15 protein-coding genes are annotated in these 15847 nt (G+C 68.6%); 10 read left to right on the top strand and 5 right to left on the bottom strand.

All coding sequences use genetic code 11. The annotated features are described in order from the left end of the window. The first annotated feature begins 227 nt into the window (after positions 1-227). The 8 genes from P7V53_RS30785 (at position 228) to P7V53_RS30750 (ending at position 8018) form a co-directional block, all read left to right on the top strand. A complete protein-coding gene (locus P7V53_RS30785; RefSeq protein WP_280153289.1) occupies positions 228-923 on the top strand; it encodes a TerC family protein in 696 nt (231 codons plus the stop codon). 33 nt (positions 924-956) lie between these two features. Beyond that, the gene (locus P7V53_RS30780) at positions 957-1406 is read left to right on the top strand and encodes a hypothetical protein (RefSeq protein WP_280153288.1); all 450 of its coding nucleotides are present in this window, start codon (positions 957-959) and stop codon (positions 1404-1406) included. 91 nt (positions 1407-1497) lie between these two features. Continuing rightward, positions 1498-2820, top strand: coding sequence for a serine/threonine-protein kinase (locus tag P7V53_RS30775; protein WP_280153287.1), 1323 nt, complete (start codon positions 1498-1500; stop codon positions 2818-2820). 50 nt (positions 2821-2870) lie between these two features. Continuing rightward, positions 2871-3653 carry a Stp1/IreP family PP2C-type Ser/Thr phosphatase gene (locus tag P7V53_RS30770; protein WP_280153286.1) on the top strand — a complete coding sequence of 261 codons (783 nt, stop codon included), beginning with the start codon at positions 2871-2873 and terminating at the stop codon, positions 3651-3653. Positions 3654-3738: 85 nt separating this feature from the next. After that, positions 3739-4416 carry an FHA domain-containing protein gene (locus P7V53_RS30765; RefSeq protein WP_280153285.1) on the top strand — a complete coding sequence of 226 codons (678 nt, stop codon included), beginning with the start codon at positions 3739-3741 and terminating at the stop codon, positions 4414-4416. 203 nt (positions 4417-4619) lie between these two features. Further along, complete coding sequence (locus P7V53_RS30760) at positions 4620-5435, top strand: 3',5'-cyclic-nucleotide phosphodiesterase (RefSeq protein WP_280153284.1); 816 nt, start codon at positions 4620-4622, stop codon at positions 5433-5435. Positions 5436-5601: 166 nt separating this feature from the next. After that, on the top strand, positions 5602-6051 hold the full coding sequence (locus P7V53_RS30755) for a pilin (RefSeq protein WP_280153283.1): 450 nt from the start codon (positions 5602-5604) through the stop codon (positions 6049-6051). 164 nt (positions 6052-6215) lie between these two features. After that, positions 6216-8018 (top strand): O-antigen ligase family protein, encoded by a 1803-nt coding sequence (locus tag P7V53_RS30750; protein ID WP_280153282.1) that lies wholly within the window; start codon positions 6216-6218, stop codon positions 8016-8018. A gap of 22 nt (positions 8019-8040) precedes the next feature. On the opposite strand, the gene moaC is transcribed toward P7V53_RS30750, so the two are convergent. After that, positions 8041-8547, bottom strand: coding sequence for a cyclic pyranopterin monophosphate synthase MoaC (gene moaC, locus P7V53_RS30745; RefSeq protein ID WP_280153281.1), 507 nt, complete (start codon positions 8545-8547; stop codon positions 8041-8043). 180 nt (positions 8548-8727) lie between these two features. Between moaC and P7V53_RS30740 the strand changes: the two genes are divergently transcribed. Then, the gene (locus P7V53_RS30740; RefSeq protein WP_280153280.1) at positions 8728-10230 is read left to right on the top strand and encodes a M48 family metalloprotease; all 1503 of its coding nucleotides are present in this window, start codon (positions 8728-8730) and stop codon (positions 10228-10230) included. A 29-nt stretch (positions 10231-10259) separates the two neighbouring features. On the opposite strand, the gene P7V53_RS30735 is transcribed toward P7V53_RS30740, so the two are convergent. Then, entirely contained in the window at positions 10260-10613 is a 354-nt protein-coding gene (locus P7V53_RS30735; protein WP_280153279.1) for a phage holin family protein, read from the bottom strand. Between the two features lie 295 nt (positions 10614-10908). On the opposite strand from P7V53_RS30735, the gene P7V53_RS30730 reads away from it, so the two are divergent. Beyond that, complete coding sequence (locus tag P7V53_RS30730) at positions 10909-11319, top strand: SWIB/MDM2 domain-containing protein (RefSeq protein ID WP_280153278.1); 411 nt, start codon at positions 10909-10911, stop codon at positions 11317-11319. A 69-nt stretch (positions 11320-11388) separates the two neighbouring features. Here P7V53_RS30730 and P7V53_RS30725 read toward each other — a convergent pair whose 3' ends face one another. The 3 genes from P7V53_RS30725 to P7V53_RS30715 all read right to left on the bottom strand — a co-directional run bounded on the left by P7V53_RS30725 (position 11389) and on the right by P7V53_RS30715 (position 15808). Beyond that, positions 11389-14232, bottom strand: a complete 2844-nt coding sequence (locus tag P7V53_RS30725) for an ATP-binding protein (RefSeq protein ID WP_280153277.1) — start codon at positions 14230-14232, stop codon at positions 11389-11391. A gap of 110 nt (positions 14233-14342) precedes the next feature. Then, complete coding sequence (locus P7V53_RS30720; RefSeq protein WP_280153276.1) at positions 14343-15197, bottom strand: amidohydrolase family protein; 855 nt, start codon at positions 15195-15197, stop codon at positions 14343-14345. A 5-nt stretch (positions 15198-15202) separates the two neighbouring features. Then, positions 15203-15808, bottom strand: coding sequence for a 2-hydroxychromene-2-carboxylate isomerase (locus tag P7V53_RS30715; RefSeq protein WP_280153275.1), 606 nt, complete (start codon positions 15806-15808; stop codon positions 15203-15205). Between the last annotated feature and the right edge of the window lie 39 nt (positions 15809-15847).

Here is a 15847-nt window from a genome sequence, read left to right as displayed (position 1 = left end):
GACCCGACCGTCGTCCCGCCTCCAGCGAGCGACGCGAATGTTTCAGCAGGCCGTCACTACGTAGCGAAAGCTTCCGGTCTCCTGGGCGACAACAAGGCACTACAGCCGAGCAAGACCTTCGATGCAAGCCGCATTAGTCGGCAGGCTCGAAGGCGCCCCCCGCGCAACACGTTCCTGCGATCTCTGCGACTTGCACCGTTCGTCGTGCAACCGCTCATGGAGACCGCATGGAACTCTTCTCTACCGCCTGGCTGTCGGCCTTGCTCGCCATCGTCCTGATCGACCTGGTGCTGGCAGGCGACAACGCCATCGTCATCGCGCTGGCCGCGCGCAACCTTCCGGCCCACTTGCAGAAGCGGGCGATCATCTGGGGCACGATAGGCGCCGTCGTCGTGCGCTCGCTGATGACCGTCGGCGTCGTCTGGCTGCTGAAGATCCCGGGCCTGATGCTCGTCGGCGGGCTAGGCCTGGTGTGGATCGCCTACAAGCTGCTGCTGCCCTCGGACACCGACGACGTGCTGCACCCCCATGCCAACACGTTCCTCGGCGCGATGAAGACCATCGTCGTCGCGGATGCGCTGATGGGCGTGGACAACGTGCTGGGCGTGGCCGGCGCCGCGCACGGCGCTTTCGACCTCGTCGTCATCGGCCTGCTGATCAGCGTGCCCATCGTTGTCTGGGGCAGCACGCTGGTCCTCAAGCTCGTCGAGCGCTTTCCCATCATCACCTACGCCGGCGCGGCAGTGCTTGCCTACACCGCGGCCCACATGATCGTCAGCGAACCGCTGCTGGACGGCATCTACGACCCGAGCACCGTCAGCCGCGTCGCCACGTATGCCGTGCTGATCGTCGGCGTGCTGGCCGCCGGATGGTGGGCTGCCCACCGCCACCACCAGGAGCCGCCGCCGCCGTCGGCGACCTGAGCCCCGCAACGCTTTCCTCACCAGGAGATCACGATGGAAAAGATCGCCGTATTTTTGAACGATGCGGAGCATGCGCGCCACATCCTGCAGCCGATGCTCGCGGGCGCGTCGGCCACGCATTGGGTCCTGGTCGCCTGCCCACCGACGCTGACGCGCCACATCGGCCGCTGGGTGTCCAACACCGCGCGCCAGCAATGGCGAGAGCGATGGGCCGCCGAGGTGTTCGCGCAGATCGAGCCCGACCTGAAGGGGCAGCCCGGCACCGTTGTCGAGAAGCTCATTGCCAAGCGGCCGCTCGTCGAGCTGTCGGCGCGGATCGAGACCCGCCTGGGCGGTGTTCGCCTGCTCGACGCGCGCCGGCCGCAGATCGGCAAGACGGACGAGCCGATCGCGACAGGGCAGCCGGCGAGCAACACCAGCCGCTGGGCTGCGCCGGTCGCGATCACCACCGGCCTCAGCGCGGTGTTGACCTTGGCCGACTGACGGCACACGCGCGGGCGGGGGCTCGCCGCCCGCGCGTCCCCCTCGAAAGAACGCCCGTCCGCCGAAAAAGCCTGTGCTAACGTGCACAGGCATGTCGGTGTCCCAAGCGCTCCTCCAGGTGATGACCGGGCCGCCGGCATCCACCGCCGGTTCGCTGCTGGGAGCGTTGATCGGCCTTGTGCTGGCGGCGGTCCACCTCTTCTTCGTCGTGTCGCGCCTGGCGCCGCGCCCCGCGGGCCTGGCGTCCTTGCTGCTCGCCGCCGTCCTGCTGGTCGCCAGCAGTGCGCTGCTGGTATCGGGCGGTCCCTGGTGGCCGACGTGGCCAGCCGCGCTGGCCCTGCTGTTCGGGCATCTCGGCCTGCGTATCGGACGCCGCGCACCTCAGTCGACCGTCGCGGCGGCGCCCAAGCCGGCGGAACGCCCTGGCGCCGCGAGTGCCGCGGCAGCCGCCGGTCCGCCCACTGTGCCCGCGGATCGTGCGTCGCTGGGCCGCTACCGTGTCGATCGCCAGATCGGCCGCGGCTCCATGGGCGCGGTGTACCTGGGTCACGACCCCAAGATCGGGCGCCAGGTCGCCATCAAGACAATGGCACTCAGCCAGGAATTCGACGGCGCCGCGCTCACCGAAGCGCGCGAGCGCTTCTTCCGCGAGGCCGAAACGGCCGGCCGCCTCCAGCACCGCGACATCGTGACCATCTTCGACGCCGGAGAGGAACAGGATCTCGCCTACATCGCGATGGAATTCCTGAAGGGCCACGATCTGCAGCGCTACACCACCGCGGCGCAGCTGCTGCCCGTGCCCACGGTGCTGCGCATCGTGGCACGCGTCGCCGATGCGCTGGCGTATGCGCACAGCCAGGGCGTGGTGCACCGCGACATCAAGCCGGCCAACGTCATGATCGATCCGGCCGACGGCAGCGTGAAGGTCACCGACTTCGGCATCGCGCGGATCACCGATTCCAGCCGCACGCGGACCGGAATGGTCCTGGGAACGCCGTCGTTCATGTCTCCCGAGCAGATGGCGGGACGCCGAGTCGACGGCCGCTCGGACCTCTACTCGCTCGGCGTGATGCTGTTCCAGCTGCTCACCGGACGGCTGCCGCACACCGCCGAGTCCATGGCCAAGCTGATGTATGAGATCGCGAACGAGCCGGCGCCGGACATCCGCCGCATGCGCGCCGATCTTCCCGAGTCGCTGGCCAACGTCGTGGCGCTCGCACTGAAGAAGCGGCCGGAAGTTCGCTACGCCGACGGGCGACAGCTGGCAGCCGATCTGCGCACGATCGCTGCGGCGTGCGCGCCGGCCGCCGGCCAGTCCTTTCCGCAAGCCGATGCGGCACCCCCCAATTCCGATGGATTCGCCGCCACCGTGAAGCTCACGCGTGGCGATCCGGGGCACAATTCCCCGCTTTGATCGCGGATGCGTTGCAACGTCCGGCCGCCCACCGCCACTGTCCAGCCACCATGAGTTTCGAGTTCTTCTGCGCCACCGACACGGGGCGTGCTCGCAACAACAACGAGGATTCGGTGGCGGTCGACGAACCTTCCGCACTGATCGTGCTGGCCGACGGCATGGGCGGCTACAACGCTGGCGAAGTCGCCAGCGGCATGGCAACCTCGTTCATCAAGACCGAGCTCGGACGCTGGCTGCAGGAAGCCTCCTCGACCGCGTCCGATACCGACGTGCGGCGCGCCATGGACATCTGCGTGGACAACGCCAACCGCGCCATCTTCAACGCCGCCAATTCGAATCCGCAGTACGCCGGCATGGGCACCACGCTGGTGGTCGGCGTGTTCCGCGATGGCCGCCTGCTGATGGGTCACGTCGGCGATTCGCGCGGCTACAGGCTGCGCGCCGGCAGGCTGCAGCAGATCACGCACGATCACTCGTTGCTGCAGGAGCAGATCGACGCCGGACTCATCACGGCCGAGCAGGCGGCGTTCTCGGCCAACAAGAATCTGGTGACCCGCGCGGTCGGCGTCGAGGACACCGTGCTGCTCGAGACGCACCTGCACGACCTCATGCCCGGCGACATGTACCTGCTGTGCTCGGACGGCCTGTCGGACATGCTCGACGACGAAACCATCGCCCAGCTGTTGCAGGGCTGCGACTCGCTCGAGGAGGCGGCAGGCGCGCTGATCGACGCGGCCAATGATGCCGGCGGCAAGGACAATATTTCGGTGATACTCGCAAGAGTGCGCGGCTCCAGCGGTCCGACACGCTCGTGGTGGCCCTTCAGAAGGTAGGGCAGCGCCGCAGACACGAGCGAAGCGACCGTCCCGGCGCAGATCGGGGCGGTGACACAAGAGACACGATTACAGAGGTCAACGAATGGGCAAATTGGTCGTATCGCTCGATGGGGTGGTGATCAAGGAGGTACAGATCACCAAGGACAAGACGACCCTCGGACGCCGCCCGTACAACGACATCGTCATCGACAACCTGGCCGTGAGCGGCGAACACGCGGTGCTGCAGATGATGGGCGCCGACGTCTTCATCGAAGACCTGAACAGCACCAACGGCACCTACATCAACGGCAAGGCCGTCAAGAAGCAGCTGCTGACCCACAACGACACGGTCGAGATCGGCAAGTACAAGATCAAGTTCCTCGTCGAAGACGGCAGCGACTACGAAAAAACCATGATCATGAAGCCGGGCGCCACACCGCCGGCGGCCCCATCGTCGGTCGGCTACGCCCCGACCGGCGGATTCGGCAACTCCGGTTTCGGGGCGCTCGGATCGACGGTGGTTCCTGCCTCCATCCGCGTGCTCAACGGCGCGGCAGCGGGGCGAGAGGTGAACCTCACCAAGGTCGTCACCACCGTCGGCAAGCCCGGCGTGCAGGTCGCCTCCATCACCAAGCGCCCGGGCGGCTACGTTTTCGCGCATGTCGAGGGGGCCGCGAGGCCCACGGTCAACGGCAATCCCCTGACCGGCGAAACCGTGCAGCTCAAGAACGGCGACGTGATCGAGCTGGCCGGCACGCAGATGCAGTTCGTGCAGCTCTGATGCGGGACTGCGCCCACACCGGCGCGCGATCCTGGCGTGATCCTTTTCACGCGGGTTCCCACTGAGACGCCACCCCCTCGCGTTTGGCCGAAAATTGCGGCTTTGGCGCCTTGCGCCGCGGCGCCGTGGCGATCAACATCCGGTTCAGCTAGAACAAACGCCGCCGCGCTGCGCGCGGCGCAACGTCCGGATCCTTCACCGCCATGATCATCCGCGTCCTCGGCTGTTCCGGGGCCATTGCCGCCGGCTGCAGGACGACGTCCTTCCTGCTCGATGACTCGGTGCTCATCGACGCCGGCACCGGTGTCGGCGACCTCACGCTGAGCGAGCTGGCGCGCATCGACCACATCCTGATCAGCCACTCGCACCTCGACCACGTGCTGTCGATCGGCTTGCTGGCCGACAGCGTGATGCGCCGCCGCATTGCGCGCCGGCGCGGCCCGGTCACGGTGCACGCGCTGCCCGAGACGCTGAAGGCGCTGCGCGATCACATCTTCAACGGCGTGATCTGGCCCGATTTCACCCGGCTGCCGAGCGTGGATGCGCCCACGCTGCAGTTCAAGCCGATCGCCGTGGGGGAGACCCTGACGCTGGCCGGCCGCCGCATCGAAGTGCTCAGCGCGGCGCACACCGTGCCGGCGGTGGGCTTTGCGGTGGACGGCGGCGACGATCTCGGCTGGTGGGTCTACACCGGCGACACCGGGCCGAATCCGGCGCTCTGGCAGCGGCTGGCAACGATGAAAGTGGCGCACCTGGTGATCGAGACCGCCTTCGGCGACGAAGAACGCCAGCTCGCCCAGATCAGTCGCCACCTCTGCCCGACGTCGTTGCGCGAGGAGCTTCTGCAGCTCCCGGGGAGCGTCGATGTGCACATCACCCACATCAAGCCGGGGGAGCTGGACGCGGTGATGGCGCAGATCGCTCGCTTCGGCGGCGCCCATCGGATCCATGCGCTGGCGGCCGGACAGGAAATCCGCGTCGGCCAGGCGGCTCGGCCGGACGCCGTTCGCCAAAGCTGACGCTTTCCGTCACTGAGTTCCATCTCGCGTAAGCGTGGGACACAATTTGTGACCGATCGCGTCAGTCGCCCGTGCAAATTGCACGATCCAGGAGGCTCGTAACGCTGGCATGACCACTGCAACTGTTCCTGCGCAACCGTCACCACCCTTTCCAGGAGCACCTCTCATGAAGCGAGTCCAACAAGGTTTCACCCTTATCGAACTGATGATCGTCGTGGCGATCATCGGCATCCTGGCGGCCGTCGCGCTGCCGGCTTACCAAGACTACACGGTCAAGTCGAAGTGGGCGGCCAACATCGCCGAGCTCGAAGGCGTGAAGACCTCGATCAAGACCTGCATGAACGACGAAGCCGGTGTCGGCACGCAGTGCGACACCGTGGCCGAGCTGCAGAAGTACGGCTTCGCCGGCAGCGTCCTGCCCACCCCGAAGTACTCGACCGGCGCTGTGGTCGCGACCGGCAGCGCTACGGCGGTGAACCTGGCCTTCACGGGCGCAACCGACGTCAAGTCGCTGGTCTACAACGCTGACTGCGGCATCGATACGGGTGGCAACATCACCTGCGTCGCCACCGCCACGGACACGCTCGGCAACTACGTCAAGGGCACCGGCCGCTGATGCACCGAACGGAGCGCACGCCGCTCCGTTCTCCTGTCAAGCATCCATCACGCCCCATCAGGTTCGCCTGATGGGGCGTTCGTCCGTCTGCCTTCCGGAGCAGCGCCGGCCGGCCGCGAATTTGCACGGACAATGACGCGCAGACCTGCCACCGGATCCGCCGCGTGACTGCACTCGCCTCCTCCTTCTCCGTCGACGACAAGCTGGCCGAGCCGAAGCTCGGCGTTGCCGCGGCGATGCTCGCCATCGCCTTGCCGACCGTGCTGGCTCGCAACATCCCGCCCTCGGCAACCTTCGTCAACCAGGCTGCCGCGCTCCTCGGATGGTCGCTGTTCATGCTCGCCTGGAGCCGCAGCTGTCGCTCCGCCTGGCCGCTCGGCCGGGGAGCGGCGGCGCTGATGGCAGCATTGGGCCTGTCGGCCGTCGCCGCTCTCGCGTCGTACGCCTTCGGGTCCCTGCCCAAGTCGCTCGCGCTCGGCCCCGTCGCCAGTGTCGCGGCGGCGGGCCTTGTGGTGTGGGCCGGCGTGGGCGCCGGCCGGAGCCGGCTCGGTGCGAAGGCGTTTTCCTGCGTGTGCATCGCGCTCGTGCTCGCGGGAGCCCTCGGCGTTGCCATTGGCGTGATCCAGGTTCTGGCGCCCGAGTGGACCGGCGCCGGCAGTGTCGTCGCGCCCACCGCGCTCGAAGGCCGTGCCTCGGGCAACCTGCGGCAACCCAACCACCTGAGCAGCGTGCTGTTGTGGTCGCTGATCGCCACGCTTTGGTTGTGCGAGGCCGGCCAACTGCCGCGTCGCATCGGCGTCGCACTGGGGTCGGCAATGGTGCTCGGGCTCGCGCTGACCGCCTCGCGCACCGGCATCGTCGGTGTCGTGATCCTCGCGATCTGGGGCGTGCTGGACCGCCGGCTGTCGCGGGGAGCGCGCGGCTTCCTGATCCTGTCGCCCATCGCGTACCTGCTGATTTTCGGCGCCCTGGCCCTCACCGACGATTCGTTCGGCGGGCAGCAGCACGTCACCAGTACCGCTGACAGCCCCAACTCGCGGCTGAACATCTGGTCGAACACGCTGTCGCTGATCGCCCGCCATCCCTGGCTCGGAGTCGGCTTCGGGGAGTTCAATTTCGCGTGGTCGCTGACGCCGTTCCCGAACCGGCCGACCGCCTTCTTCGATCACACGCACAACCTGCCGCTGCAGCTGCTGGTGGAGCTCGGCGTGCCGCTGGGCTTGCTGATCCTGGCGCTGCTCGGCTATGCGCTCTGGCGCGCGTTCGCCGCCGGTCGCACTGCGGATGCAGACACGGCCACCATGCTGCGCTGCGCCTTCATGATGGTGCTGATGATCGGCCTGCACAGCCTGTTCGAGTATCCGTTGTGGTACGCCTACTTCATGCTGCCGGCGGCGTTCATCTGGGGCCTGTGCCTCGGCCACGAACCGTTGCCCGCGAAACTGCTCGCCGGAGATGCAACCACGGCGGGCGAGAGCGCTCGCCCGCCGTTGAAGAGACCGGCGAAGAACCATTCGTTCATCCTCGCCGGGTTGCTGATGCTGCTGGTCAGCGCGGGGGCGGTCGTCGAGTACTTGCGGGTCGCGTCCATCTTCGATCCCGAGAGCGACGAGTCCTTTCCGCTCGCGCTGCGCATCGCGCTCGGCGAGCGCAGCTGGCTTTTCGCCCATCACGCCCACTACGCCGAAGCGACCACCGCCCCGCATCCAGCGCAGGCGCTGCCGTCTTTCGCCTATGCGTCGCATTTCCTGCTCGACACGCGCCTGATGGTGGCCTGGGCCAAGGCCCTGCACGAGAGCGGCGACGACGAGCGGGCGAGGCACATCGCGCAGCGCCTGCGCGAGTTCCGCAACCCGGATTCGGACGCCTTCTTCGCCCCCTGCGACCAGCCGCGCCAGCCGGTCACCGACGTGCCTTTCCAGTGCATGCCGCCTACGAAGTCGATGGACTACACCGCGTTCCGCTGAGTTGACCGGCAGCGGCCGGCGGTCACACCGCGTGCCAGTCGCCCGACTTTCCGCCCCGCTTCTCCAGCACGCGGATCGATCCCATCACCATGCCGCGATCGGCCGCCTTGCACATGTCGTACACGGTCAGCAGGCCCACCTGAACCGCCGTCAGCGCCTCCATCTCGACGCCGGTGCGGCCGTGCGTTTCGACCTGTGCCGTGCAGCGCACGCAGCTGTCGGCCGCATCGGTTTCGAATTCGACCGCGACGCGCGTGAGCGGCAGCGGATGGCACAGCGGGATCAGCTCGGAGGTGCGTTTCGCCGCTTGAATCGCGGCGATCCGCGCGACGCCGAGCACGTCGCCTTTCTTCGCGGTGCCACCGACGATCAAGGCCAGCGTCTGCGGCTGCATGCGGATCTCGCCGGTCGCGCGCGCGATGCGATGGGTCTCGGCCTTGTCCGACACATCCACCATGTGGGCCTGGCCGGCCGGATCGAAGTGCGTCAGCGGCGACGGGGCGGGCGCGGGAGCAGCGGGGGCAGTCATATCGCGAAACAATCCGGCAAAGGTGGCGCTGGCATCATAGTCAGTCGACGCGCGAACTCCTGACAAGGTATTCGCTCGAACGTGCTTCGCTTCCGAGGGACTCGCTTGAACACTTTCGCCGACCGATGCTGGCGCCCTCGGCTGCTCGCCATCCTGTGCGCCCTCTCGATGAGCTTGCCGATGGCCGCCCCACCGGCGTTCGCGCAGAACCGCCTCCCCGCGCTCGGCGACACCGCCTCCGAGGACTTCGGCATCGGCCAGGAGCGCAAGATCGGCGACCAGATCATGCGCGAGATCCGCCGCGATCCGGACTACAGCGACGACGCGATCCTGCTGGAATACCTGCAAGGGGTGTTCGTCCCGCTCGTGGGGGCCGCCCGCCAGCGCGGCGAGATCGGCCCCGATCTCGACCAGCGCTTCGCGTTCGAGCCTTTCCTGGTGCGCGACCGCAGCGTCAACGCCTTCGCCCTGCCGGGCGGCTACATCGGCGTGCACATGGGCCTGATCGCGATGACGTCCACGCGCGACGAGTTGGCGTCGGTGCTGGCGCACGAGATGTCGCACGTCACGCAGCGGCACATCGCGCGCAGCATCGCCAACAGCAAGCGCACCTCGATGATCGGCATCGCCGCCACCATCCTCGGCATCCTGGCGGCGAGCCGCAGCAACAACGCCGACATGGCCAACGCCGCGATCGCCGGCGGCCAGGCGGCCAGCATCCAGGGCCAGCTCAACTTCTCGCGCGACATGGAACGCGAAGCCGACCGCATCGGCTTCGGCGTCATGACCAGCGCCGGCTTCGCGCCCGGCGGCATGGCGTCGATGTTCGAAAAGCTCGCTCAGTCGTCCCGCCTGATGGACAGCGGCGGCTTTCCCTACCTGCGCAGCCATCCGCTGACCACCGAGCGCATCGGCGAAGCGCGCGCCCGTCTCGGCACGACGACGCCGGCGGCGCCCGTCAGCGTGCTGGAGCACACGGTGGCGCAGTCGCGCGCGCGGGTGCTGATGGATACCCGTGTCGATGCACTGCGGCGCTGGCAGTCGCGCGATGCGGACAACACCCCGACCACCGTGAGCGACAAGCTGGCCGCCGCCTGCGACAGCGCGCTCGCCTCGACGCTGTTGCGCGACTGGGCGCGCGCCGACGCCTCGCTGCAGAAGGCGCAGACGCTGGTGCAGGGAAGTCCGCGCAGTGATGCCCGCGCCGAGCGCGCCGTCGCGCTGCTCGCGACACAGTCCATGCTCGACCGCGGCGACCCGGCGCGTGCCGAGGCCGCGTTGAAGCCCTACGCCACCGAGCCGTCCCGCCCGGTCGTCCTCCTCGGTGCGCGCATCGCGCTGGCACGCAGCAGCAACGAAGACGGCTGGAAGCGCGCCGCCGAGGAACTGCAGACCTGGGTCAGCAGCCACGCCAACGATGCCGAAGCGTGGTCGCTCCTCGGACAGCTGTGGGGCCAGCTCGGACAGCGCTTGCGCGCGATGCGCGCCGAAGCCGAGGCACGCGTGGCGGTGGGTGACCTCGCCGGCGCGATCGACCGATTGCGCGCCGGCCAGCGACTCGCGCGCGGGGGAGGCGCGGTGGACTTCATCGAGGCCTCGGTCATCGACGCGCGTCTGCGCGACATCGAAACGCAACGCCGCGCTCTGGCGGCCGACGAGCGCTCTGCGGGCGGCCCTCGCTGAGCGGCGCGCCCCGGGGTGTTCCGGAAGCCTCAGCGGTCGGGGAACACTCGCTCCATGGCGACGTCGATCACCATGCCGCAGAGGCTGTAGATCAGCGAGCCGATCAGCGCAGCGACGAAGCCGGTGACGTTGAAATCCGTCAGCACACTCGCGGCCGCATAGAACATCACGGCGTTGATCACGAAGAGGAAAAGGCCGACCGTCAGCAGCGTCACCGGCAGCGTCAGCAGCACCAGAATGGGACGCAGCAGCGCATTGAACAGACCGATGACGAGCGCCGCGATCATCGCGGCACCAAAGCTCTTCACCTCGACACCGGGGTAGAGGTGCGCCACGAGCAGCAGCGCGGCGGCCAACAGCATCCAGCGAACGATCAGTTTCATGGGGGGCGAGCATAGCGCTTGAACACCGCTGCGAAGCCACGGCGAACGCGAGTCGAGGTTCTCACCATGCGCGTTCGCACAGCCGCGAGACCACCGAGGGACCATCGAGTGATGTCTCATCGCGACAAAAGCGCTGTTTACCTATGGAGATTGCGCGTTTCTCCTATGAAAACTGCTTCTCAATGCAGCACACACGCAGTACCATTCGCACCGCGCGGTCCCTGGAGAAACGAGAGTTCATGCGGCTCTCACCCAGCCCGGCACATCAACAACTCACTTGATGGAGAGAATCGAAATGGCAACTGCGAAGAAGGCCGCCGCCAAAAAGGCGCCGGCAAAGAAGGCCGCTCCGGCCAAGAAGGCGGCGGCGAAGAAGGCCCCGGCGGCCAAGAAGGCCGCCCCGGCGAAGAAGGCCGCAGCCAAGAAGACGGCAGCCAAGAAGGCCCCGGCCAAGAAGCGCACCCCCAACGCCGCCTTCATGAAGGCCATGACCCCCAGCCCGCAACTGGCCGCCGTGATCGGCGACAAGCCGGTTCCGCGCACCGAGGTCACGAAGAAGGTGTGGGACTACATCAAGGCGAACAAGCTGCAAGACTCGGCCAAGCGCACGATGATCAACGCCGACGCCAAGCTGAAGGAGATCTTCAAGAAGGCCCAGGTGTCGATGTTCGAGATGACCAAGCTCATCAACGCGCATCTGAAGTGATGGCCTCCCCGGCGAAGACCGGGGTTCTCCGAAAAAAGCCGGTGCCCCGCACCGGCTTTTTCTTTGTCCCTATGCAGGGGTCGCGGAGGGGCCGGCCAGCAGCCTGGACAGGTCGCTCAGGACCCGCTGGACGTCGATCGGCTTGGTCCAGTAGTCGTCGAAGCCCGCCGCCAGCGCCGCATCGATCTGCTCGCGCATCGCATCGGCCGACAACGCGATGCAGCGCAGCTGCCTCGTGCGCGGGTCCCCGCGCAGCTCGCGGATCAATGCGAGGCCATTGGTGTCCGGCAGGTTCATGTCGATCAGCACCAGGTCGGGCCGCGACTGGCGCGCGATGCGGGCACCGGCGGCGCCGTCCTCGGCCACCCGCAAGGTCCAGTGCGGCTGCGTGCGGAACACCTCTTTCATCAACACCATGTTGAGCGGCTCGTCCTCGATGTAGAGGACCTCGCGCGGGCCGGTGGCCCGCTGGACCGGCGCGGCATCGGCTAGCACGACGGCCGCCGGGAGGGCAGGCTGCGCCGCACCGGCCGGCAACTCGACGGTGAAGGTGGACCCTGCGCCGGGCTGGCTGCGCACCTCCAGGCGCCCGCCCATCGCGTCCACCAGGCGCTGGCAAATCACGAGCCCGAGCCCGCTGCCTTCGGTGCGGCTGTGCTCCGCTCCGAGCCGGTTGAACGGCTGGAACAACGACGCCTGCTGCGCGTCGCTCATGCCGGCGCCCTCGTCGCGGATGGCAATGCGTGTCCGCGAGGCGCCGCTCTCGCCGGCGGCCGGACCCACGTCGACCGCCACCGCCCCGCGCGGCCGGTTGTATTTGATGGCGTTGGACAGCAGGTTCATCAGCACCTGTTCAAGGGCACGCGGATCGGCTTGCACCCAGCAGGCCGCCCTGGGTGGCGGCGGCAGCGTGACGCCCGCTTCCTGGGCCAGCGGCTGGATCAGCGCGAGGCAGTCGTCGAGCGCCGCGCCGGCGTCGACGCAGGCCGGCTGCAGCGAGAAGTCGTCGCTCTCGATGCGCGTGACGTCGAGCACGTCGTTGATGAGAGCGAGGAGGTGCCGCCCGGCGCGAACGACGCTGTCGAGGCGTCGCTGCTGCTCGGGCGCCAGCGCCGCGACGCGGTCCAGCGACATCAGCTGGGCGAAGCCCAGGATGCCGTTCAGCGGCGTGCGCAGCTCGTGGCTCACGCGCGAGAGGAACTCGCTCTTCGCGCGGTTGGCGCGCTCGGCCGCTTCCTTGTCGCGCTGCAGCCGCTCGATTTCGAGCTGCGCCGTGACGTCGCGGCAGGTGCCCACGACGCCGATCGGCTGGCCCTGCGCGTCGTAGCGGCCGCGCGCCGTCGCCTCGAGCGTCGTCTGCCGACCGTCGGGCCGGACGAGGCGGTAGCGGGTCTCGTGGGTGCCGCGGGTCTGCAGCGCCTGCTCGATGCCAACGCGCATGGCGTCGCGGTCGTCCGGGTGGATCGACTCCATCCACGCGGCAAGCGTGTAGTGGGCGAGCGGATACCCGACGCCGTGGTTGATGCAGGCGCGGCGATCGAGCGCCATCCCGCCGCTGGCCAGATCGAGCTCCGCGATGCCGATGCCCGCTGCGTCCGCCGCCATCTCCCAGCGCTCCTCCGAACGCCGCAGCGCCAGCTCGGTCTCCTTGCGCTCGGTGACGTCTGCGGTGAAGCCGTGCCACAGCGTGCCGCCGTCGCCGAGGCGCTCGGGCATCGCGCGGGTTTCCAGCCAGCGCACGGCGCCGTCCCCGCGCACGATGCGGTACTCGCGCTGCCAGGCGGTGAGCGCGTCGGCGGACTTCCGGATGCTGTCGGCGAAGCCGGGACGGTCCTCGGGATGCAGCATGCGCAGCGGCAGCGACGCGTCGGCGCCGGCGGCGTCGAATGGCGTCTCGATGCCGAACATCTCGCGCAGCCCGTCGCTGGCGTACGGATAGTGGAACGAGCCGTCGCGGTTGAGCTGGAACTGGAAGATGACCCCGGGCACCTGCGACGACAGCTTGCGCAACAGCGCGTCCTGACCGCGTGAGCGGCGCATCGCTGCGACCTGCGCCGAGACGTCGCGTGCGGTGCCGCGGTAGCCGGCGAAGGCGCCGCCCTCCTCGAACACAGGCACCGCGCTGCGCGACACGTACAGCAGTCCGCGTGGCGTCTGCTTGGCCGTCACGGCGCGCGAGAACGGCTGCCGGCGCCGCATCAGCTCGCCGAGCGTGCTGCCGTTCGAGCGCGCCGCGCCATGGGCATCGAGCAGCGGCTGGTCGGCCAGCGGCTCGCCGATCACCGACTCGGGTGCCAGCCCCGTGGCGACGCCGAAGGCGCTGGAAACCCAGGTCGTGCGCAGCGCGCCATCGGTCTCCCACATCCAGTCGCCCGAGGCGCGCCCGAAATCGAGCAGCCGGCGATGCTCGGCGTTCAGCGCGTTCATGCGCTGGCGGCTGCGCAGCAGCTCGGTGGCGGTGCGCGCCAGGCCGAGGAGCGCATCGCGCTCGTCCGCCTGCAGGCGCCGCGCGGCGGTGTCCACGACGCACAGCGTGCCCAGCGTCGCGCCGCGGAACTGCAGCGGCACGCCGGCGTAGAACCGCAGGTGCGGCGATCCGGTCACCATCGGGTTGTCGTGAAAGCGCAGATCGGTGTGCGTGTCCGGCACCTCCAGCAGCGCATCGCCGAGGATGGTGTGCGCGCACAGCGACACGTCGCGCGGCGTCTCGCGCAGCGCCAGCCCGTGTGCCGCCTTGAACCATTGGCGGTGCTCGTCCACCAGTGTGATCAGCCCGATCGGGCAGTCGGTGAGCTTCGCTGCCGCCAGGGCCAGCGCATCGAACGCCGCTTCCGGATCGGTGTCCAGCAGTCCCAGCTCACGCAGCACGGACAGGCGGCGCGCTTCGTTGGGAGGGTGGGGGGCCGGATGCATGCGGGTCGTGCGAGGAGCGCGCCATTGTGGGACACGCCTCCGGCGACCGGCCGTGCAGATGTCGCACGCATCTAGCCCCATGCCGTTGCCGCGTGCGGCCAACCCAACAATCACCGTCCGAGTCCGAACAGCGCCGCCGCGTTCTCCCACGCAATCTTGCGCGCCGCCTCGGGCGGCAGGTCGCCGAGCCACGCACGCGCCTGGCGCATCAGCGTCTCGTACGAATCCCAGCGCTCATTGACCCAGGTGTCCGAGCCGATCAGGAAGCGCTCCGGCATCTCGCCGAGCAACGCCTTCCAGTCGGCGCTCAGGCGGCCGCTGCCATCGGTGAGCCCGGGGCGGTAGGACAGCTCGCCCATCAGTGTCGGATGCTTGACCAGCAGCGCGCGCACGCGCGCCACGGGCGCGCCGCCGATGCCGGTGTGGGCCCAGATCAGGCGCACATTCGGTGCGTGGGCCATCAGCAGGTCGATGGCGTCGTCGTCCACGTGGGCCAGCACCGCGAGCTCGCGCTCCTGCGCCAGTCGCATGAGCTTTTGCGCGACCGGCCCATTGGCGTTCGCGCTTTCGTAGAGGTGGAATTCACCCAGTCCACGGTAGGGGCCGGCGGGGGTGCCTCGCGCGAGCTCGTCGTGGACCATCTCGTGGATCGACTCGTCCTTGAACCAGCTGCCGTAGTCGGCGCGATTGCGGTACAGGCGCACGAAGGGCACGACCGTCACGCCGGCCGCGCGCGTTTGCGCGGTGGCGGCCGCCAGCGCCTTGGTGCCGTCGTTGGGACGGCTGTTGGCGACGATGCCGCGCACGCCGCTGCGCTTCATGCGCGCCAGTACGTCGGCGATCGGATGCGGCTGCCGGGCTTCGTCGTTGTAGTGGAGGTGGGCGTCGAACAGCGGGCCGGCATACGGCTCGGCATGTGCCGCGGCGCAGGCCGCCAGCCACAACGCCACGAGCCAGCGTCCCATGAGGGTCATCCGCGCGCGAGGCGCCGTGCGACGAAGTCGAGCCTGTCCTGGCCCCAGAAGATCTCGCCGTCGATCACGTAGCTCGGCGCGCCGAACACGCCGGTCTCGATCGCCTGCTGCGTGTCCGCCTCGTAGCGCTCGTGCACCGCCTGCGAGTGAGCGTCGTCGAGCCGGCGCGCGGGCAGCCCGCACGCCGCCAGCAGCGCGGCGAGGTCGTTTGCATCGGCAATGTTGCGGTCCTCGACCCACACGGCGCGCAGGATGGCGCCGGTGATGGCCATTGCCGCGTCGGTCCCGTCGTGCATGTCGACGGCGATGATGAGCTGAGCGGCATCGTCGCCGTTGATCGGGAAGTACCTGGGCTGCAGGTTGATCGCCTGGCCGAGAAAGTCGCTGAAGCGCTTCAGTTCGACGAGGCGATAAGCCTGGCGTTGCGGCGCGCGCTTGGACAGCGGCAAGCCGCCGGATACCGGGAACACCTTGCCGCCCAGGTCCACCGGGAGCACTCTCACCTTCGCGCCGGCCGCAGCGACGATCTCGCCGAAGCGCCGGTGGCCGAGGTAGGTCCATGGCGAGACGGGAGCGAAGTAGTAGTCGACGGTCAGGCTCATGGTGTCTCCTCGAGGCTGGCCGCAGTCTAGCCAGCGCTC

Source organism: Piscinibacter sp. XHJ-5 (assembly GCF_029855045.1).
Taxonomy (GTDB): domain Bacteria; phylum Pseudomonadota; class Gammaproteobacteria; order Burkholderiales; family Burkholderiaceae_C; genus Albitalea.
This window is presented reverse-complemented; position numbering and strand designations above follow the sequence as displayed.